General features: G+C 45.2%; 20 protein-coding genes. 4 read left to right on the top strand and 16 right to left on the bottom strand.

The annotated features are described in order from the left end of the window. Positions 1 to 77 precede the first annotated feature (77 nt). Positions 78 to 833: a phosphatidylglycerophosphatase B gene (gene pgpB / locus LPW36_RS12245; RefSeq protein ID WP_230609985.1), complete on the bottom strand. Its 756-nt coding sequence runs from the start codon at positions 831 to 833 to the stop codon at positions 78 to 80. Between the two features lie 249 nt (positions 834 to 1,082). Between pgpB and ribA the strand changes: the two genes are divergently transcribed. Further along, positions 1,083 to 1,673: a GTP cyclohydrolase II gene (gene ribA, locus LPW36_RS12250; protein WP_230609987.1), complete on the top strand. Its 591-nt coding sequence runs from the start codon at positions 1,083 to 1,085 to the stop codon at positions 1,671 to 1,673. Between the two features lie 64 nt (positions 1,674 to 1,737). Here ribA and cysB read toward each other — a convergent pair whose 3' ends face one another. Both cysB and topA read right to left on the bottom strand, forming a co-directional pair. Next, complete coding sequence (cysB, locus tag LPW36_RS12255) at positions 1,738 to 2,712, bottom strand: HTH-type transcriptional regulator CysB (protein WP_230609989.1); 975 nt, start codon at positions 2,710 to 2,712, stop codon at positions 1,738 to 1,740. Positions 2,713 to 2,955: 243 nt separating this feature from the next. Continuing rightward, complete coding sequence (topA, locus tag LPW36_RS12260) at positions 2,956 to 5,544, bottom strand: type I DNA topoisomerase (RefSeq protein ID WP_230609991.1); 2,589 nt, start codon at positions 5,542 to 5,544, stop codon at positions 2,956 to 2,958. 378 nt (positions 5,545 to 5,922) lie between these two features. On the opposite strand from topA, the gene LPW36_RS12265 reads away from it, so the two are divergent. Next, entirely contained in the window at positions 5,923 to 6,174 is a 252-nt protein-coding gene (locus LPW36_RS12265; protein ID WP_230609993.1) for a YciN family protein, read from the top strand. Positions 6,175 to 6,214: 40 nt separating this feature from the next. Here LPW36_RS12265 and LPW36_RS12270 read toward each other — a convergent pair whose 3' ends face one another. Together LPW36_RS12270 and sohB are read right to left on the bottom strand one after the other, a co-directional pair. Then, a complete protein-coding gene (locus LPW36_RS12270) occupies positions 6,215 to 6,619 on the bottom strand; it encodes a VOC family protein (protein WP_230609995.1) in 405 nt (134 codons plus the stop codon). Positions 6,620 to 6,993: 374 nt separating this feature from the next. Then, positions 6,994 to 8,040, bottom strand: a complete 1,047-nt coding sequence (gene sohB / locus LPW36_RS12275) for a protease SohB (protein WP_230609997.1) — start codon at positions 8,038 to 8,040, stop codon at positions 6,994 to 6,996. A 181-nt stretch (positions 8,041 to 8,221) separates the two neighbouring features. Between sohB and LPW36_RS12280 the strand changes: the two genes are divergently transcribed. Further along, complete coding sequence (locus LPW36_RS12280) at positions 8,222 to 8,983, top strand: YciK family oxidoreductase (RefSeq protein WP_230609999.1); 762 nt, start codon at positions 8,222 to 8,224, stop codon at positions 8,981 to 8,983. A gap of 70 nt (positions 8,984 to 9,053) precedes the next feature. On the opposite strand, the gene LPW36_RS12285 is transcribed toward LPW36_RS12280, so the two are convergent. From LPW36_RS12285 to LPW36_RS12335, 11 genes are all read right to left on the bottom strand, one after another. Next, positions 9,054 to 10,325 (bottom strand): amidohydrolase, encoded by a 1,272-nt coding sequence (locus LPW36_RS12285; RefSeq protein WP_230610001.1) that lies wholly within the window; start codon positions 10,323 to 10,325, stop codon positions 9,054 to 9,056. A 42-nt stretch (positions 10,326 to 10,367) separates the two neighbouring features. Next, positions 10,368 to 11,666, bottom strand: a complete 1,299-nt coding sequence (gene dcuC, locus LPW36_RS12290; protein ID WP_230610002.1) for a C4-dicarboxylate transporter DcuC — start codon at positions 11,664 to 11,666, stop codon at positions 10,368 to 10,370. Between the two features lie 630 nt (positions 11,667 to 12,296). After that, positions 12,297 to 14,234: a BglG family transcription antiterminator gene (locus tag LPW36_RS12295; RefSeq protein ID WP_230610004.1), complete on the bottom strand. Its 1,938-nt coding sequence runs from the start codon at positions 14,232 to 14,234 to the stop codon at positions 12,297 to 12,299. Between the two features lie 261 nt (positions 14,235 to 14,495). After that, positions 14,496 to 15,236, bottom strand: a complete 741-nt coding sequence (gene dagF / locus LPW36_RS12300; RefSeq protein WP_230610006.1) for a 2-dehydro-3-deoxy-phosphogluconate aldolase — start codon at positions 15,234 to 15,236, stop codon at positions 14,496 to 14,498. A gap of 3 nt (positions 15,237 to 15,239) precedes the next feature. Next, the gene (locus LPW36_RS12305; protein WP_230610008.1) at positions 15,240 to 16,352 is read right to left on the bottom strand and encodes a DgaE family pyridoxal phosphate-dependent ammonia lyase; all 1,113 of its coding nucleotides are present in this window, start codon (positions 16,350 to 16,352) and stop codon (positions 15,240 to 15,242) included. Further along, positions 16,336 to 17,475, bottom strand: a complete 1,140-nt coding sequence (locus tag LPW36_RS12310) for an amidohydrolase/deacetylase family metallohydrolase (protein ID WP_230610010.1) — start codon at positions 17,473 to 17,475, stop codon at positions 16,336 to 16,338. Before LPW36_RS12310 ends, LPW36_RS12305 begins: the two co-directional genes overlap by 17 nt. Before the next feature lie 29 nt (positions 17,476 to 17,504). After that, a complete protein-coding gene (locus tag LPW36_RS12315; RefSeq protein WP_130593627.1) occupies positions 17,505 to 18,155 on the bottom strand; it encodes a DUF4310 family protein in 651 nt (216 codons plus the stop codon). A 101-nt stretch (positions 18,156 to 18,256) separates the two neighbouring features. Further along, on the bottom strand, positions 18,257 to 19,054 hold the full coding sequence (locus tag LPW36_RS12320; protein WP_230610013.1) for a DUF4311 domain-containing protein: 798 nt from the start codon (positions 19,052 to 19,054) through the stop codon (positions 18,257 to 18,259). Between the two features lie 32 nt (positions 19,055 to 19,086). Further along, positions 19,087 to 19,383, bottom strand: coding sequence for a DUF4312 family protein (locus LPW36_RS12325; protein WP_230610015.1), 297 nt, complete (start codon positions 19,381 to 19,383; stop codon positions 19,087 to 19,089). Next, positions 19,383 to 19,748 carry an SFCGS family glycine-rich protein gene (locus LPW36_RS12330; protein WP_130591121.1) on the bottom strand — a complete coding sequence of 122 codons (366 nt, stop codon included), beginning with the start codon at positions 19,746 to 19,748 and terminating at the stop codon, positions 19,383 to 19,385. The genes LPW36_RS12325 and LPW36_RS12330 overlap by 1 nt, the downstream gene beginning before the upstream one ends. Positions 19,749 to 19,768: 20 nt before the next feature. Then, positions 19,769 to 20,107 carry a transcriptional antiterminator gene (locus LPW36_RS12335; RefSeq protein ID WP_130591120.1) on the bottom strand — a complete coding sequence of 113 codons (339 nt, stop codon included), beginning with the start codon at positions 20,105 to 20,107 and terminating at the stop codon, positions 19,769 to 19,771. 99 nt (positions 20,108 to 20,206) lie between these two features. Here LPW36_RS12335 and LPW36_RS12340 point away from each other — a divergent pair. After that, a partial coding sequence (locus tag LPW36_RS12340; RefSeq protein ID WP_338085967.1) for an IS1 family transposase occupies positions 20,207 to 20,281 on the top strand: 75 nt, incomplete at its 3' end.

Consider the following 20,281-nt stretch of genomic DNA (forward strand, 5'->3'; position numbering starts at 1 on the left):
TGACCTAATCTAATAATACTATCACATAATCTTACTGACTCTGACGAGCCGTGGCGAATAGTATTGTTTTGTATTCGTTATTCTTCACATTTTTTACCAACAATGACTATTGCAGGTTTGGGGGAAAATACCCAAAACCTTGCAATTTTACAGGCAAGAAAAGCCAATAAACCACTCAGTAACACTGAAACCATTAAATCTTCTGGCCAGTGCATTCCCAACAACAGTCGGCTACCCGCCACGGTAACCGCCCAGGCCATCAGAACAACAGCGCTGACATAGCGACGGCGTGGCCATAACATTCCTATCCCCAACAGCGCCCAGGTCGCAGTAAACAACGTATGGCCTGATGGAAATGAGTAACCGGTTTCTCGCTCCCAGTGTTTAGATAACCAGGGTGGAACCCGCTCCTCACCTTTAAGATGCTGCTCTACAATACGGGCACGTTCTTTACGAGGTAATGCATAAAACGCATTATCATCAATCTGATATTCATTCTCCATCCAGAGAACAAACGGACGGGATTCTTCTATGGTCTCTTTAATCGCTGATTTGATCCCTTGCCCACCAACAATAGTCACCGCCAGTATCGCTATCAGCAAAACACCCGGCTTAAACGCCAGCCGTAAACGCCAGACAAACCACAACGCCAACACCGCACTGGTGATTGCTCCCCAGGGAGAACTGGCGGTTTCTGTCATCCAGAACAAGGGCTTAAGAATAGGATTATCTTCATCCGGTGTCCATGTCCAGTCAATAAACCAGACAAATACCGGCATCACTAAAAGGAGTAAAACCCCAACAGATATTCGCTTTGCAAGCCCGTTTAACATCTTACTTCTCAGTTCTGGTATAATAACTGCGGTCTATAATCCCACAAAAACGGCAAAAAGAGTAAAAATACCTCCCCTGTCCGCTGATTTTTTCTTAACTATTCAGCAACAAAATTCGTTTGATTAGATTATACTGATACGTTTTATCTGACTGATAAAGTCATAAGCATTAGAATTACTGTTTATTTTCGTTGTTATATTGGCAAGAAACAGGATTCACAACGTAGCAATAGGTTATTGGAGAGTATCATGCAGCTAAAAAGAGTGGCAGAGGCCAAACTACCAACACCATGGGGCGATTTTCTTATGGTCGGTTTTGAAGAGCTGGCCACAGGGCATGACCATGTAGCACTGGTATTTGGTGACATTAGCGATCCAAAACCTGTATTAGCCCGAATTCATTCAGAATGCCTGACTGGCGATGCGTTATTCAGTTTACGCTGTGATTGTGGTTTCCAACTTGAGGCAGCATTGCAGCATATCGCGGAAGAAGGTCGTGGCATCCTGCTCTATCATCGCCAGGAAGGTCGTAATATTGGCCTGTTAAATAAAATTCGCGCCTATGCCCTCCAGGATAAGGGGGCGGATACGGTTGAAGCTAACCATCAGTTGGGTTTTGCCGCTGATGAGCGTGACTTTACGCTATGTGCCGATATGTTCAAATTGCTAAATGTTGAGTCAGTACGCCTGCTAACCAATAACCCGAAAAAAGTTGAGATTCTGTCCGACGCCGGTATCAATATCGTTGAGCGGGTACCGTTACAGGTTGGGCGTAATCCTAAAAACGAAAAGTATCTGGATACTAAAGCTGCCAAAATGGGGCATCTGTTGTCCAAATAACTCGCTTATCAGCAGGCATAAAGCCCGCCAAACTGGCGGGCTTTATCGTTCTGTCATTCTGAGATTATCTCACCGGTAACTCAATATTTTTAAATAGTGCATCAATCTCTTCCTGAGTTCTTGCGGCTACGGCTTTATCAACCACATCGCGGGTTAAATGGGGAGCAAAGCCCTCAATAAAGCTGTACATATAACTGCGCAGGAATGTAGTACGGCGGAAACCAATTTTAGTGGTGCTGTGAGAGAATATATGGCTGGCATCCAACGCAACTAAATCAGGATCTTCAACGGGATCTACCGCCATATTCGCCAGTACACCAACCCCTAAACCTAAACGCACATAAGTTTTAATCACATCGGCATCAGTAGCTGTGAAAACAATTTTCGGCGTGAGCCCGGCCCGGCTAAAGGCAATGTCCAGTTCCGAGCGTCCGGTGAAGCCAAAGGTATATGTCACTAACTGATATTCAGCCAGCTCTTTAATACTGACCTGCTTCTTGTTGGCTAATGGATGATCGGACTTCACAACGATTGCACGATTCCAGTGGTAGCAAGGTAACATAATCAAATCTTCATACAGATGCAGCGCTTCGGTCGCAATAGCAAAATCGGCATTCCCTTTTGATACCGCTTCCGCTATTTGAGTTGGTGACCCCTGATGCATATGTAATGAAACTTTAGGGTAGCGTTCAATAAAGGTTTTAATTGATTTTGGTAGCGCATAACGCGCCTGTGTATGGGTGGTGGCGACATACAGAGAGCCTTGATCGGGATAAGTATGCTCACCGGCAACTGATTTGATAGCGTCTATTTTAGATAACACTTCACGGGCAATACGTACCACTTCCTGTCCGGCAGGTGTCACTTCGGTTAAATGTTTACCACTGCGGGTAAAAATCTGGATGCCCAGTTCATCTTCCAGCATTCGAACTTGCTTGCTGATGCCGGGCTGCGAGGTATAGAGGCGCTCGGCTGTAGAAGAAACGTTAAGATTATGATTCACCACTTCAACAATATAGCGAAGCTGTTGTAATTTCATGCTTTACACCACCACTTAACAAGTATCTCAATACTGAAAATAAAAGGTTATATTCCATTGTCCAGTTCAGTGAAAACATCCCTCTCATCACACCACTGAAGGTTTGTTCGGATATTAAAGACGCTATCAGAAAATCTGACCTGTTTTATCCACCATCCGTCAGAAAAATAAAAACGCCCTGTTGTTAAATGACACACAGGGCGTTATATATCAAGTAATATTCTACTTAATCAGCAACTTTCGTTACTTTTTCGGTGCTTCAGCCCATTTACCGTCGGTGTAGAACACTGACCAACCGGTCGCTTTACCATTCTTTTCAGATGCCACATATTGTTGTTTAGTTTTACGACTAAAACGAACAATGGCTTTGTTACCTTCAGGATCGGCAACCGGCGCATCCGCCAGATAGCGAAGCTTCTCTGGTAAACGATCTTTAAAGCGACGCAATTCTTCTACCGTAGGTGCCCGCGTTTCACGAGATTTCGGAAAAGTGTTGGCCGCCAGGAATACACCTGCCGCACCGTCACGTAACACAAAATAGGCATCTGATTTTTCACAAGGCAATTCCGGTAATGGCACCGGATCTTCCTTCGGTGGCGCAATATCGCCGTTGCGTAAAATCTTACGGGTATTTTTACAGTCCGGATTGGTACAGCCCATGTACTTACCAAAACGCCCTACCTTCAGGTGCATTTCAGAACCGCACTTCTCACATTCAATTACCGGACCGTCATAACCTTTGATGCGGAACTCACCCTCTTCAATTTCATAGCCATCACATTCAGGGTTATTACCACAAACATGAAGTTTACGCTGATTGTCAATAAGGTAGCTGTCCATTGCTGTGCCGCACTTTTTACAACGATGACGAGCACGCAATGCATTGGTTTCTGCATCATCCCCTTCCAGCACGTTCAGCACTTCAGACTCAGGAATCAAGTTGATAGTTTGCTTACAGCGCTCTTTTGGCGGTAATGCATACCCGGAACAACCTAAGAACACACCGGTACTGGCAGTACGAATACCCATCTTACGGCTACAGGTTGGGCAATCAATTGAGGTCAGCACCACCTGATTCGGACGCATTCCCCCTTCTTCCGGTTCTTGCTCGGCCTTCTCCAACCGCTCATTAAATTCGCTAAAGAAATTATTCAGTACCGTTTTCCATGAGGCTTTATTTGTTGCCACACTATCCAGATCGCTTTCCATACGGGCAGTAAAGTCGTAGTCCATCAGGTCACGGAAGTTCTCTTCCAGACGATCGGTTACGATTTCACCCATTTTTTCCGCATAGAAACGACGGTTTTCCGTATGAACATAGCCCCTGTCCTGAATAGTCGAAATAATCGATGCATAGGTGGATGGGCGACCAATACCGCGTTTTTCCAATTCTTTAACCAACGAAGCTTCACTGAAGCGCGCTGGTGGTTTAGTAAAGTGTTGTCCCGGCAGTAACTGTTCCAGCTTCAGTGCCGTACCGACTGCGATTACCGGTAAGGTTTTATCCTCATCATTTTTGCGTAATGCAGGAAGGACTTTAGTCCAACCGTCAAAACGCAGCGTACGTCCTTTGGCTTTCAGCAGGAAGTCGCCCGCTTTGACCGTCAGCGTCGTGGAATCATATTTAGCCGGAGTCATCTGACAGGAGACAAACTGACGCCAGATCAGCTGATACAGGCGCTGGGCGTCTGCTTCCATATCTTTTAGCTGTTCAGCCTGAACATTCACATCAGAAGGACGAATTGCTTCGTGCGCTTCCTGTGAGTTCTCTTTGCTGCTGTATTGATTTGGCTGCTCAGGCAGATATTTATCACCAAAGTTATCGCTGATATAACCGCGTACCATCGCCAATGCATCCTGACTCAGATTGGTTGAGTCGGTACGCATATAGGTGATATGACCCGCTTCATACAGACGCTGGGCCATCATCATGGTTTTCTTCACCCCAAAGCCCAGACGAGTACTGGCAGCCTGTTGCAATGTAGAGGTAATAAATGGCGCGCCTGGTTTACTGCTGGTTGGTTTGTCTTCGCGTTCTAATACCTCATAATGCGCTTTTTCCAGCAGCGCAACCGCAGCATGAGTTTCATCACGGGTAACGGGTTTAAAGGCTTTATCATTAAAGTGAGTCACCTGCATTTGCAGAGGAACATCTTTACCGTGACTTAAATCGGCATGCAGTTCCCAATACTCTTCGGGAACAAAGGCCTTAATTTCACGTTCGCGTTCCACTACCAGACGCACGGCAACAGACTGCACCCGACCGGCCGATAAACCGCGGGCGATTTTTTTCCATAATAAGGGGGAGACCATATACCCTACGACGCGATCCATAAAACGACGCGCCTGTTGGGCATTGACCCTATCAATATTCAGTTCGCCCGGCTCTTCAAACGCCTGACGAATCGCATTCTTGGTAATTTCATTAAACACAACCCGACGATAGCGATTATCGTCACCACCAATAACTTCCCGCAGGTGCCACGCTATAGCTTCCCCTTCGCGGTCAAGGTCGGTTGCGAGATAGATGGTATCAGCTTTTTCAGCTAATGCTTTTAATTCAGCAACGACTTTTTCTTTACCAGGCAAAATTTCATAATGCGCCGCCCAGTCATGATAGGGATCGATTCCCATTCGGTTAACCAACGCCTGTTTAGCATCCTTTTTTACTTTGGTGCCTTTTGTTGCTGCGCTGCTTTTAGTGACCGAACCACTCGTTGGCAAATCCCGGATATGACCAACGCTGGACTTAACCACGTAGTCATTTCCTAAATATTTATTAATCGTTTTGGCCTTAGCCGGGGACTCCACAATGACGAGCGCTTTACCCATAATATTGTTTACCTAAATTAGTCCTTCTAAATGAAACTCAACATTTCAATTTCAGCAAAATGATGAGAAAGCATGGCTTCTATATTGTAGCGAAGATATAGGATCTCAACCTGTAACACCAAATTCAGAGTGATATTGATATTACTTACAATCAGTTAACACCGCTAAACATCATACTGACTCTGCTGTTGAAAGCCCATAACTGTACCTGATAAAAAGCGCTACGCAACAAAATTAGCATATTAATACCGTTTTTATCGGGATTAACTCATCCTGTCAAACCGGAAAAAATGTATTATTACAACCCATTTAACGCATTGCTCCGGCAGGCTCAGGTGACTAAAATAGCTCATTCGTAAAAATTGAATGGAGGTATTCATGCTTAACCAAACATCACCGATTTCTCGTCAGGCATTATTGACTGAAGCTAATGAAATTATTCGCAACCATGAGGATTTTCTTCACGGTATGGAAGCCACAGATGTAGAACAAAAAGGCGATGTGCTGGTTTTTCGGGGAGAGTTTTTCCTGGATAAAGATGGACTACCGACCCCGAAAACTACCGCCGTGTTTAATATGTTTAAACATCTGGCTCATGTGTTGTCCGGCAAATATCATCTGCAAGATTAATCTGATTCTGTTACCAGCAATCCGGCAAATGGGTTGCTGGTTAATCTGGCATCTGTGATATATCCATATACACTAATTCCCAAACATGCCCGTCCGGATCGGTAAAACCATGTCCATACATAAATCCATGATCCTCCGGCTGACGATAGATACTTCCACCGGCACTAACCGCTTTCGCTACCTGACTATCTACCGCTTCCCGGCTCTCACAAGAGAGACAAATCAACACTTCATTTGCTTCCTGACTATTACAAATAGCTTTAGGTGCAAAATCACTAAAACGCGCATGGGTTAGTAACATCACATAAATAGAATCGCTGACAATCATGCAGGTTGCATTCTCATCGGTAAATCGGGGATTAAAACTAAACCCTAACTGAGTAAAGAATTGAACGGAACGGGGTAAATCCCGAACGGCTAAATTGATAAAAATCTGCTGAGTCATAACACCACCTCCACGAGTCCAGTCTTTTCAGTGTAGTTGGTTTATAACGGTTGTGGCGGTTGTCCATCTCACTTTCTTTTTTTAACTAAATTTCTTACCTAAATCAATCAGAGAAAGATTTACAGACTGGCGCCTGCCCTTCGGAGCAACGCAAAACGTTGTCCATTGGGGTTGCCGTAAGGCCAACGATAAACAGGCGAAAGCCTGTTTGAACAGCACTTGCGCTGGCCCAAAAGTGTTTTGTAACAGCCCGTAGGAAATCCAGGTCCGATGCACTCCAATGCTGAGTACCCATGGTTTTCCGGCCGAGAACAAAGGTAATATAAGCTCTTTGTTTTTACGGTCGGAATATCTTCAAAAATCCAAAATAACAACTACACTAACGGCTTCTGCCCTCGCTGCCACCACCTTAGCAACAAGCGGTCGGCCCCTTCAGCAACACTACCCGTCAGACGATCCATCAGTTTTTTACGCTGAGCATAGGTAACACCAATCACATCACGATCTTTCATTTGAGCAATCACTAAATCATCGCTGGTACTAATATCATCAATCAGCCCCTTCTCTTTGGCCTGAATACCAAACCAGTGCTCTCCCGTAGCAACCTGATCGATATCCAGCGACGGACGCTGTTCACGCACAAAATCTTTAAACAGTTGATGGGTTTCATTCAGCTCTTCACGGAACTTCTCACGCCCCTGATCGGTGTTTTCACCAAACAGCGTCAGAGTACGTTTAAACTCCCCGGCGGTATGCAGTTCCACATCAATATCATTCTTCTTCAGCAAACGATGGAAGTTTGGCAACTGAGCAACAACGCCGATAGAACCAATCACCGCAAAAGGTGCAGCCACAATACGATCGGCTACACAGGCCATCATATAACCACCGCTGGCGGCAACCTTATCTACCGCAGCCGTCAGGCGAATACCGGCTTTACGTAAGCGATTCAACTGCGAGGCCGCCAGGCCGTATCCATGCACCATTCCTCCGGGGCTTTCCAGTTTCAATAATACTTCATCACCCGGTTTAGCGACTGCCAGAATAGCGGATACCTCTTCTCTTAAAGACTCCACTTCATGGGCATCAATACTGCCTTTGAACGATAAAACATAAAGGCATGGTTTCAGGGTTTCCTTTTCACCATTTTTGGCCGCCAGTTTGGCTTTTTTAGCCTCAGCTTTATCCTTTTTCTTTTGTTCTTTATGCCATAATTTCTGCTCTGCCGGTTGCAAACGGGCAAACTGCATATCTTCCTGCATATTGCGATACTGCTCGCCTAAATCAACCAGAGTTAACTCCCCTCGAAGTCCGGATTTACGCTGGCTCAGGCTTACCACCAGCAACGCCGCCGCCGCAACGACCACCACAAAAGTCACAATTTTTGCCAAAAAAAGACCATACTGAGAAATCCACTCCACAGACACATTCCTATATAGTTGAATCAAATCCGCAATGAACTAACATGATGAACAATAACTCATTAAGTATAGCTATACACTTTTGCTACTCATGCAAAAGTTTGTTTATACGCTACAATTCTATATTCGTTATGCCTGTCATCTGTTCGTGATACCGACAAATATACCGTAAGGAGAGTCTATGCACTACCAGCCACCGTCTAATTTACTCAATAACAAAATTATTATGATAACCGGTGCCAGTGACGGTATTGGCAAAGAAGCAGCTCTAACCTATGCACGCTATGGCGCTCAGTTACTGTTACTTGGTCGTAGTGAAACCAAACTTAAACAAGTACAGCAAGATATTGCTCATCAGGGTAACCAATCTGTACTGATTTTTCCCTTTGATCTACTAACGGCAAAAATCAGCGACTATCAGAGACTGACAGAAGAGATTGCCAGCAAGGTTAATCGTCTGGATGGATTATTACACAGCGCTGGCCTGCTGGGAGAGATCGCCCCAATTAGCGCACAGGACCCGGAAATCTGGCAACAGGTTATGCAGGTAAACGTCAATGCCGGTTTTATGCTCACGCAGGCACTGTTACCGTTATTGCTAAAATCTCCCAAGGCGTCGCTGGTGTTTAGCAGCTCTGGCGTAGGCCGTAAAGGTCGCCGCGGATGGGGGGCTTACTCAGTATCAAAATTCGCTACCGAAGGCCTGATGCAGGTTCTGGCGGACGAATATCAGGGTACTTCACTGCGGGTTAACTGTATTAACCCGGGAGGAACCCGTACCAGCATGAGGGCCTCTGCTTTTCCACAAGAAGATCCCGGTCTGTTGAAAACACCTGCCGATATTATGCCAACCTATTTATACGTTATGGGCGATGACAGCAGTAATGAGTCTGGCATCAGTTTTGATGCCCAGCCGAATCGAATACCCGGCGCAGCCAAATAGTTCAATCTGTAAACTTAAGAGACAAAAAAGCCGCCCGTAAAGGCGGCTCTTAATGACATCAATACGATGTTTATTTAGCCATCAGTTTTTGCAGACAGCCAATGAACAGATTTACAGCGGTTTCTAGCTGCTTCTCGTCAAAGTCAAACTCTGCCTGATGGTGACCCGCTTTCAGATCCGCACCCACAATAAAGTACAGTGATTTACCGCCGTGACGCTGAACGCGTTTAGCCAGTACGGTAGCATCTTCACTGCCGCCAAAGATGCGCTCAGGCACCACGGTCAGCGCAGGATTTTGCTTCACTACGCTGGTTAACAGATCGACCAGCTCTTTATCGTTTTGTAGATCAACCGCTTCACCCATAACTTCGCTTTCTAAACGTAAGTCAAAACTATGAGCCGCACCGGCAGCCATACGCTCTACCTGCTCTGCCATGAAGGTGTTAATAGATTCATCTTCACCGCGAACTTCAACCTGAAGCTCACCATAAGCCGGTACTACGTTACGGCCTTCACCGGCACGGATAACACCCACGTTAATACGGGACATACCTTTACCGTGACGGGAAATACCTAGCATTTGAGTCGCGGCGTGACAGGCGCCTGCCAGCGCATTACGACCTAAATGAGGCTCGGCACCGGCGTGAGCAGGCGCGCCGTAGAAACGGAAGTCATACTTGGTGGTGCAAAGGAAGCTGTTTGGATTAACAACGATCTCACCGGTTTTAGCAATAAAGCCAAGGTGCATTCCCAGGAAGTAATCAGCATCGTCAACAATACCGCTTTCTGCCATTGGTCTTGCACCGCGAACGCCCTCTTCAGCCGGTTGGAACAACAGCTTCACTTTACCACTCAGTGAACTGCCGTTCTCAACTAACCATTTGGCAATGCCTAAACCGATGGACATATGGCCATCATGACCACATGCGTGCATTAAACCCGCGCTTTTCGATGAAAAGCCCTCTTTATTAGGAACGTGCTCACCAACCGCACACTCCTGCACGTTAACGCAGTCAATATCAAAACGCAGAGCAACTGTCGGACCAGGTTTACCGCTGTCAAATGTTGCCATACAGCCGGTTAATTCATCCATCTCAGCTAACAGTGCTTCGTCAACACCTCTTTCTCTGGCCAGCTCCAACCCACGCATTACTACGTCAGCTTTACGACCACGAACAAACTCAGGGTTAATCACTTTTGGACCAGCGATAACGTCCAGCCCCATCTTGCGTAATTCAGTAATTAAACGTGCCGTAGTAGTAAATTCGGACCAACCGATTTCAGGAAAACGGTGAAGTTCACGACGCCATGTTACTAATTGGTTTAAATCAATAGTCGACATTACTCTTCCTTCCTTATTATCTGATAGTTACTGCATAACGGTTTACAACATAAACAGAGCCACGAAACATACTGCAATAAGCATACCCGGAGCTGTACGTTTGATTAACTCAACCGGGTTTGCCGCAGCTAAACCAGCACAAACGATAGTTACACCAGCAATTGGTGACATAGTACGACCTAATGCACCGGCGATAGCCGCCGCCATACCCAGGTCAGGAATGGTATATCCCAGATCGGCGGCATGACGGGTAACGGTTTCGTTAAAGGCTAATGCTGCAGCATCACCCGAACCGGTAATGATACCCATCAGGAATGGACCAATAGTACCGCCCCAGCGAGCCAGTTCAGGATGGTTAGTCAGGAAGAAAATGAAGCTGTCAATTAAACCAGACACTTTCAGACCGGCAGCAAACACGGCTGCTGCAATGATGATACCCAGAACATCACCGTATGCATTCCCCATACCGCTGAAGAATTGTTTGGTCATGGTTGTTGGATTGCAACGAGTAATCACCAGCGCATAAATAGCACCGATAACCATCGCTGATGGAACCGTTATTTTAACTGCGCCGAACCAGTTAGTTAAACCAGCAATCAACAGCAGCACTAATGGAACAAATGGCGCGGTAGCATACAGGTAGTTAGCTTTTGGCTTCTCTTTAACTTCAGCGCCTTGTTCTACGCCTTCAGCCAGCTCAACGCGGAACTCTTTACGTACCAGCGCCACAATTGACAGAGAAACAGCACCGATAACACCCACAGCAATACTGGTTGGCGCATGGTGTTTAATCAGATCGATAACTTCCATCTTGGTGAAACCTTCAGTACCCACCATCACTTCATTGTACAGGTTAGATACAAAGGCGTTATGGGACATACCCGGGCTTAAGAAAGAACCGATAGTACCACTCAGTACCGCAGCACCGGCAATGGCCGGGTGGATACGAGCACCAATCAGTAATGGAATTAACGTCGCCCCTACCGCTGCCGCACAGCCCGCTGCTGAAGGGATAGCGATGTTGATAAAATAGGTTACAACAACCGTCATTGGGATCAGGAAGAAACCCATGCGGCTCATCATTCCGGTTAAAGTACGTACCAGGTGCGTATCACACTCGGTGTACTTCATCACGTAAGCAAAACCCATACTCGCACAGATTGCCTGTATCAGACTACCTGAGGTCATACGTTCACTGAATGCGTCCAAACCCGCCATTGGTGTCAGTGCTAACAGGCACATTACCAAGCCGGAACCGATTAACACCATCCGCGTTTCATACTGTTTTATCAGTAAATAAATAGTGATTGCGACAACCACCAGGGAAATTATTTGTAGCATATTATACTCACCATCTGCTTTATTAAAATTACAATCACTTGATTGCTTCCACACTTAATTACAAATATATCAGAACTATAATTACCTAATACTTGGTACAAATAAACTATAATCTCAAATTTCTATTTCCGCACTACTGCACTATAACAATTGGCCCGCTGATATCGTTGATGAATGTCAAAAAAAAGAAATTCAATAACTAAAAAAAGTATGTGTATCAAAGATGTAAACGATTAACTCATTTCGAATAATGTAAGCGTGGTTATCATTTATTATTAACCACCTGTAATTTAATATTAAAAGAATAAATATACGGTGGTGTTTTCATGATGGAGGGCTACAACATGCCTATAACATTTCGATTTTTGCTGCCTGAGAAGTATGGGTATTAGTGATGTTCTGCACAATTTAGCAGAATAATTTATTTTTCATATTGAAAAAAGACAAACATGAATGTAGTGCAGTAATAAATAACCTTAATTCTCTTATGCCTTACTGATAAAAGTTATTAATTCCATTCATATTTCTATTAGCTTTTTCTGCCGGAGTTATAACGCGGATAGACAAAATACAACGAATTTGTATTACTCCCTATTATTTTTCCCACAGATTCATTAATAAATAGTAACGCTATGCACTTCGACCAAGGCTATCTTTTGCAATCACCTGAAAATCATTAAAACTCTTACTATTCAGTAGTCTTTTGGTGGCTTTTTCCCGCACGAAGGTAACAAATAGATCGTAAATTGCCATTGCCTCTTCATACTCAGCTTTACTGATCGCCAACAGAAATATCACATTAGCAGTCTCTTTCTTATCCTTACCCCACTCAATACCATTAGGAGCCAGTATGGTGACGACTACTGTTTTGTTCGCCAGCAGGCCCAGCGAATGCGGTAATGCAATGCCTTCACCCAACAGCGTTGAAACGATAGATTCCCGTTCAACCAAGGAAGGATAGAATTCCCTGGTGATATAACCATCGGCCTCCAGCTTTTTACACACGCGTTTAAATAAAGCTTCCTGAGTCATTTTCTCTTTTACGATCATAAAGTGTCGTTCATCAAAGAAACGCTCGAGAATATAAGGCTTGGTTCTGTCTATCATTGCCAGTCGCCCTACCTGTTCCAATTGATATGGCGTTGGGAATGGGGCTATTTTTACAATTGGTTTATCTTTTTCTGTTAGCCTGACCGTGGTGATAACAAAGTCCTCATCCACTGATGACAGCTCTTCGTACTCTTGCAGGTCGATCACCCGACTTAATTTAAGCTGAGGAAATTCCCGCACTATTTTCGCTTCGATCATTCGGATAGTTGAATTACCTGAATCTGTCACCACTAAGGCGTGAGGATGGCGGGTATATCCCACGCTGTAATTACGCTCCAGAGCAACACCAATGTGTACTGCCAAATATCCCAGCTCATCTTCGCTGATAGGATAAGGTAGTTTATGTTCAACATTGGCCATTGCACTTAGCGTAACGTCATAGGCAAAGGGATAATATTGCTTAATATCTGACAATAGCGGGTTCTTGCTATTAATTTGATAACGCACCCGGGTTAACATTGCCGCCAGATGGGTTGAGAGATCGGTTTTTAGCTTGATATCGTTACGCAAATCGTAATTGTAGGAATCATTGATATAGGTGAGAATATAATCCACCAGCTCATCGCTGTTACCTTCACTCTCTGGTTCTGTTGAGGCTACATTATTCGGAATACGGCGGGCGGAAATCTGTACGCTCAGGTACTCCTCTTCAGCAAACGAAACATCATTTCCCAAAAAGTAGACAAAACCTTTGGAGATTTCACTGGCAGTACTCTTAATTACGCTATCAATACCTTCGGCATCATAACTAACAATTTCATGACCGCGAGTAATGCGTAAAATAGAGACGGCACAGTTGATAATCAGATACTGACGCCCTTCATTAGTCAGGCGAATATCAAAGCGATTAACGCTGTTTTGTAGCACTTTTTCGATATAGTTAAGATCGATATTAGCCAGAATTTCCTGCTTAAAGTTATTCAGCGAGCGTTCGTTTTCCATAGAAAACTGATGCCATAAAATATCAGTAATACAGGCACGAATAGCCGACTCACCGCCCGTCAGCTTGATCCCCTGACGAGGAACCGTATCCAGCGTTAGCTGATATTTGCTTAACTGCTCTCTTACCGAGGTCATATCATGTTGCAGGGTTCCCCGACTGACGAACCATTCTTCGGCAATGTCATCCAGCTTAATCGGTAATGAAGCCATTAAAAACTTTAATAGCAAAGCATCTACCCGCTCTTTTGCCGTGCGGGGTATGCTTTTTACCTGATATTTCTGCATTGGTAAGGCAGCAAAGGCCTGTGGATCGTCCACTTTCAGGCGATAGCCCAATCTCCGTTCATAAGTCACGCTTGCACCATAGCCAGCCAGAACGTCATTCAATGCTGTAACATCAGTACGAATGGTTCGGGTTGATACATCAAAACGTTTAGCCAGCTCCTCCTGTGGCAGCGTTTCTGACTGTATGGCATCGAATAGATAAGCAAGTCGCTGATAGGGAAATAACGTCACGAATAGACCTTTTGCTTGAAATGAACTTCGTAGTTAAAAATAAAAAATCAGTCGTCAATAACTTTTGAAATCCGCGCCAGTGAATATTTGTATCTTAAACAGTGAGATGACAAGCTCCGACCGTAATAACAATATACCAATATTACCTTCGAACCCGGCCGGAAGACCGCTTGTACTTAAGCACGGAGAGCATTAGACCTAGTCTGCCTGCCCACGGCGGCCTCTCCCAACGATTAACTCTTAATGCATAAGAGCAAACGATCAGCCTATAAGCTTCTTAACCATCGCCAGTAATGTTTTCACATCGTCCGGACGGGTGTTGCCGGTTTCAGAATCGATGATGGAACTATAAATGTGTGGGATAATTTTTTCCACACCAGCGTCCAGTGCAATTTGCATAATCTCTTCAAAGTTTTCCAAATCAATTCCACCTGTTGGTTCCAGATAGAAGTGATTTTCAGCACAGGCTTTAGCGACATAGACAAACTCATCTTTATAAGTCAGGCCGCGCATATTGAAGAACTTAATCGAGCTGGCACCCATATCTTTCAGCATAGCGATTGCCGTTTCAACCGGCACGATCGCATCCGGGAAGGTGGAGCTTAATGGACCCGTAGAGATCTTAACCCAACCCACTTTACCCGTAGGAGAAACCAGCGCATTCACTACAGTTTCATTTTGTCCCAACAGCGCACGGCTAACTGGCGCACCGGTAAATACCTGATTGACATGCTGTGGCTGAATAACTTTTGAAATTTGAGAAACCATTTCTGACTGATTTGGATCTCCTGCGCCTAAACCAACGGAGATAGCATTTTCAATATCATTGGCATACTTCGTCATATCTGTAATGGCGCTGGCCAAATCAGGATAGCTTTTTGACAGTACGCCAACGACCACATGCTTTTCTGCCGCGGCATACACTTCACGGGCATTTTCTCTGGAACCTGCCAGAACGTTAAGACAAACGCGATCTTTATAATAATTAGGACTTAATTTCATTACTTATGCTCCGGTAACCAATTTACGAATAGAAGAAGAGATCACATTTAGTTGAGGAGCAGATACGCTACGTACATCCGCCTCAACTTTTCCTTCATTCGCTTTGTATTCGCGGAAATAAATGGCTGTATCACCCTGTTTTAGCAGTTTCATTATTTCAAATGTATTTTTGCCGATGGCTTTCTCATCAAAGGAGATTTCGGTTCTGGCAATATCACGTCCGGCAGCATCCCATACTACTTTGGCAGAAATACCCGGTATCGCATTCAGGTCATTAATAAACGGCGTCATTTTTTCCACCATTTCCTGACCGGTCTCTTTTTTCGCTGTCAGATAAAGCTCAATCGCCAGCGTCAGGCCAAGGATGCCCTCTTTCCCTACTTTCATCGCACGGCCAATACCGCTGCTTTGCTGTTTGACCCACTCAACATATTGCTGTTTGCCAATCACCAGGCCGCTGGTTGGTCCTTCAATCGCTTTCGCTCCGCTATAGATAACCAAATCAGCACCCATGTCGTAATAAATATTGAGTTCTTCTTCTGCCGCCGCGTCCACAATTAAAGGCAAGTTATGCTTTTTGGCTACGGCAGCAGCTTCAGCCACATTCAGCATACTTTTCTGTACCGTATGATGAGATTTGATATACAGAATAGCGGCAGTTTGCGGCGTAATTTTCGCTTCTACCTGTGCAGCACTACACTCATTAGCAAAACCAGCTTCAATCACTTTACCACCACCGAGAGAAATCATGGTGTCAACCGGTGCACCAAAGTTTACGTTGTGCCCTTTAGGGACAATGATTTCTCGAGGTACAACTTTGTCTGAACTATGCAGATTTAACAGCAGGTCACAATCATCTTTCACAATAACGGCGGCAACAGACTGGGCAATACCGGCAGAAGCGCAGGACACCACCACGGCATTTTCAACACCTAACAGTTTGGCAATATATTCGCCGGTCTTATTGACCAGATCTTTAATTTCAAAATATTGGTTAAGCCCGTAAGAAACCACATCAACCACTTCGGGTTTCGGGGTAGATACCCCCAATGCGGTCATTCTGCCTGAAGCGTTAATCACATTTTTTAAGTGATATTTCTCATAAATTGATTGCATATTCTGACTCACCTTCTTTAGTTGCAATACTTTCCCCCGCGACAATCGCCGCGATAGGAATAAATTTTTGAGTGCCGATTCTTACCTGACCTTCTGCATCAGAAAGTTCGATCCGCTCATCTTTAATATCGAAAATCGTTACATCACCGTCATAACCCACTTCCAGATGCCCTTTTCCTTCCAGATGGAGCAAATCTGCGGCTTTAACCGTGACGCAATCAAGAACCTGTTTCAAACTAAAGCCCATGCACAAAAATTTAGTCATTACGGCCGCCAGACTATAAACCGGCCCGTTAATACGATTTTTGTGATAGATATCTGAACTGATAATGTCAGGATAGGTACCAATTCTCATTGCCTGCTCGGCAACGGAAAAACTGAAGCTTTCACCGCCATGCCCCACATCGAGGATCACCCCGCGTGCTAATGCGCGTTGAATCGCGGGCTTAAGGTTACCGTCCTGATCGAGAATTCGGTTTGGTTTGCCGTTAAAGCAATGGGTGATAATGTCACCTTTCGTGAGTAAATCGGCAATTTCATCCAGATTAGGCGGGTTATTACCGATATGAACCATTAGTGGTAAACCGCTCTCTTTTTGCATTTCTTTAGCGCGAATCAACGGCAGAATGCCGTTCTCACCGACCACGCTCTTACTCATTCGGGCTTTGATACCCACCACGAAATCAGGATGACGCTTAATCGCCTTCTGCAAGCTTTCGTCGTCGATTTTGCTCATGTCCGAGAGTTCGTTTTGAGCGATGATGCCAATTCTGGCAATGTTCAAAAACGAATAGACGTTGGTCTTGGCCTTTTGCACCAGAGAATAGAAATGGTCAACATCATCAGCACCAACGCTGCCTGCATCAATCATGGTGGTAACACCACAGGCAGCACCGGCTAAATCCGGCTCATCAAAATAGATGGGGGAAGCCGGATAACAATGGGTGTGAGCATCAATCCAGCCAGCACTAATATAGTATTTTCCGTCGAGATCGATCTGTTTCTTTGCCGTCAGTCCATTACCTACTGACGCACCAATTTCACGGATTTTCCCCTCATTAATCACCACGTCCACCACGTCGCCATTAATAAGTTTTGCCTGCTTAATGATTAAATCGTTCATGATATCTGCTCACTTATTAAAACTATGACTTATGCTGCTACCAGCGGGAAGAAATAACCGAACACCATGGCACCCAGAATCGCACCACCGGCAACCGGCTTTTTCCATACGTAGAAGATCAGCGCACCAATCAGAGAACCAATACCAATTGGAATAGATGCAGCCATGGCAGCAAGAATAATCAAAGGGCCAAGGAAACGACCTGAAGTGTTACCTGCGCCCATCATTACATCAGCACCAAAGGTTGAATTACCTTGTCCTACGGTAAATTTACGCGCCAGAATAATCAGCAAACCTACCATCACCCCTAACACCATGCCGGTCACCAGCGAAGCGTAGAAGTTAGTGACCAGAAAGTCGAAACCACCGGCCAGCAACAGAGCAGGAACCCCTAAACCTAAGCCGGTCTGAATTGCACCGCCGATATCCAGAATGCCGACCAGAGAACCTTCGATAATCCGCGCAAACAGGAAGCTGGCACCAAACGCCGCTACCGCACCATAAACTCCGGTATCAATACCTGAACGTAACATGGCAACGAATGCCACTTCGTTAAAAGCACCAAAGCCGTGTACTACGTACATATGTGTACCGGCGAATACCCCGGCAGACAACAATCCTACAAACAGAGGGAATGTCCACTCTGCGTACCAAAAATCACTTTTCAATTCTGTATTCATCATCAAGTCCTGGTAATTACATTTACTGTCGTTGATTTATATGATGACCGAGAGAGCCAGTTCCTCATTGCCACACGCACCGAGGAGCTCATTCGACTTAATTATTTTCCACTTAATACGTTATGGATGTGCTGTAACCAGTCTGGTACGCCTAAGGCGAAAGACTGCAGCAACTTAACGTCGAAACCACGGAAGAAACCACTCAGGACGAACAGTAGAATCACTGCAATCATCATAGTACGAGTGATTTTGTTCCAGCCGTTGTCATCAACACCTTTACCAATCAGGATACCAAGCACTAAACCAGGAATAGCGTTACCCATGATTAACTGAGCACAACCACCAAACAGGGTGGCCCAGAAACCAGAACGACGACCCGCATCCATTGCCGCCAACCAGAAAATAACTGGCATCACGGTGTTAACCAGCAGGTTAGCCGCAGGAACCAGTACGTTAGTCGCTGTAGTTTGCAAAGAAGCCGGAACCGCAGATGCGGTGGTATTCAGGAAGGCAACCACCAGCGCACCGATAATTCCACAGGCAATCGCCATTTTTCTTGGGTTATGCAGTGTTTCAGTGACGTTACGATTTTTGATCATCAGAGCAGCAGCACCCCAGTTAGGGATGATGCGGTGATCAACGTCTTGAGTAAACGCACCGGCAGCAACAGAAGATGCCCAGGCGTTAAAGAAAAAGCCTAAACCAAAAGAGAAGTGAGAAGCCGGATCCCCTTCACAAGAGTTCAACTCCCCCAGGGTACGGAATGCACCCATTCCTTGAACCGTTGGAGCATGGAACATACGAGCAGCACCGGCACCCAGGCCGAAACCGCAGAGACCACCGATAATCAGGGACTTTATCAGTATCTCAAAAATAGAAACAGTGGTATTTGCATCCATTTGTTTTTCCTCTAAAACATTTCTGCCGATAATTAAACCGGATCGAAATGTATCTCTTGAACATTCAGCAAGGTCACATCTAAAGCAACATCTAAAACAACAGAGTAGAATTCACGTTTACGCGGCAGAAAGAAAAACAGGAACTTTTCGTTACTCACTTTCACCGTGGCGTTAACGATTTCGACATCTTGAGGTTCGATGCGCAGGATGATGTTGGTGCTCTCTTTCAGGACCTTATGTTGTACGGAGTTCAATGCGTCAGCGATGGCTTTTTGTTTCGTATCCCCCCGACCACTAACGCGAACTGATGTTTTAAGATGTTCTTTCATTATGCGTTGCCGTATTTTTTATTAAATGCTTTAACTAAACGCTCACCCAGCTCTTCTTTATCCATAAAACCAAAGCCCAGTACAGTGCAACCATCAGCAATAGCGGTTTCACCCTCTTCTACAGAGCGCATACCGTGACGCACTTTGTAGCCATATTTGTTTTGAGCAGTAATTGCACCTGCACCACCGCTTCCGCAGAAAGAGATCCCGATATCCCCCTGCTCTGCATTCATCACATCCCCCAGCTTCATATCCGCGGCGACACCAGGAATCACAATAGCTTTACCACCGGCCGCTTCAACGCCAGCAGCAACTTTTTGTCCTTTACCTAAACGGTCACCAATCACGACTACGATTTGTTTCATCTGTTCTATCTCCAATAGGATTAAGCGTTTGAACGCGCAATTTCAAAATGAACCGACAGCAGATAAGCTTCTTCAATCGGCAGGCCCGGCAGTGCATTTACTGCGCGCTCGGCCAGTGCCATTGATTCCGCAGAAATCTCATCAAACAGGGATTTATCTACTTCCGGCAGGGGTTCACCCGTTTTAGCCCTCAGGACCATTGCCTTGACGTGTGACTCCAGCATTTGCTGCTGAACGTCTGTGGTGTAAGCCCCTTCCTGTTTTAACCAACCATCAATCACCGTCAGAAGTTCACTGGTAACAACTTCAGGTTCCAGATTATCTTCCACCATGTTGAAACGAATATGACTCTCACTCATGCAACTTTATCTCTAATATTCAAGCTCATTAATTATGGACGAATATCGGGTCGTGACGCATATTTAGTGTTGTGGTATTCTTCGCCCTTTGGATGATTGATGGCAAAGATTGATGTAGTTTGTCCCCGCTGTTCTGAAACGAGTGATGTGATCCGAAACGGTCATTCCACCTCC

It is taken from the genome of Limnobaculum eriocheiris, from assembly GCF_021010575.1.
Taxonomy (GTDB): domain Bacteria; phylum Pseudomonadota; class Gammaproteobacteria; order Enterobacterales; family Enterobacteriaceae; genus Limnobaculum; species Limnobaculum eriocheiris.

Coding starts and splice junctions, on each gene's coding strand:
- LPW36_RS12265 (WP_230609993.1), top strand. CDS start 5,923: ATGCTTAACCAAACATCACCGATTTCTCGTCAGGCATTATTGACTGAA.
- LPW36_RS12285 (WP_230610001.1), bottom strand. CDS start 10,325: ATGTCGACTATTGATTTAAACCAATTAGTAACATGGCGTCGTGAACTT.
- ribA (WP_230609987.1), top strand. CDS start 1,083: ATGCAGCTAAAAAGAGTGGCAGAGGCCAAACTACCAACACCATGGGGC.
- LPW36_RS12335 (WP_130591120.1), bottom strand. CDS start 20,107: ATGAGTGAGAGTCATATTCGTTTCAACATGGTGGAAGATAATCTGGAA.
- LPW36_RS12270 (WP_230609995.1), bottom strand. CDS start 6,619: ATGACTCAGCAGATTTTTATCAATTTAGCCGTTCGGGATTTACCCCGT.
- LPW36_RS12305 (WP_230610008.1), bottom strand. CDS start 16,352: ATGCAATCAATTTATGAGAAATATCACTTAAAAAATGTGATTAACGCT.
- dagF (WP_230610006.1), bottom strand. CDS start 15,236: ATGAAATTAAGTCCTAATTATTATAAAGATCGCGTTTGTCTTAACGTT.
- dcuC (WP_230610002.1), bottom strand. CDS start 11,666: ATGCTACAAATAATTTCCCTGGTGGTTGTCGCAATCACTATTTATTTA.
- LPW36_RS12320 (WP_230610013.1), bottom strand. CDS start 19,054: ATGGATGCAAATACCACTGTTTCTATTTTTGAGATACTGATAAAGTCC.
- cysB (WP_230609989.1), bottom strand. CDS start 2,712: ATGAAATTACAACAGCTTCGCTATATTGTTGAAGTGGTGAATCATAAT.
- LPW36_RS12315 (WP_130593627.1), bottom strand. CDS start 18,155: ATGAATACAGAATTGAAAAGTGATTTTTGGTACGCAGAGTGGACATTC.
- LPW36_RS12310 (WP_230610010.1), bottom strand. CDS start 17,475: ATGAACGATTTAATCATTAAGCAGGCAAAACTTATTAATGGCGACGTG.
- LPW36_RS12280 (WP_230609999.1), top strand. CDS start 8,222: ATGCACTACCAGCCACCGTCTAATTTACTCAATAACAAAATTATTATG.
- topA (WP_230609991.1), bottom strand. CDS start 5,544: ATGGGTAAAGCGCTCGTCATTGTGGAGTCCCCGGCTAAGGCCAAAACG.
- LPW36_RS12325 (WP_230610015.1), bottom strand. CDS start 19,383: ATGAAAGAACATCTTAAAACATCAGTTCGCGTTAGTGGTCGGGGGGAT.
- LPW36_RS12330 (WP_130591121.1), bottom strand. CDS start 19,748: ATGAAACAAATCGTAGTCGTGATTGGTGACCGTTTAGGTAAAGGACAA.
- pgpB (WP_230609985.1), bottom strand. CDS start 833: ATGTTAAACGGGCTTGCAAAGCGAATATCTGTTGGGGTTTTACTCCTT.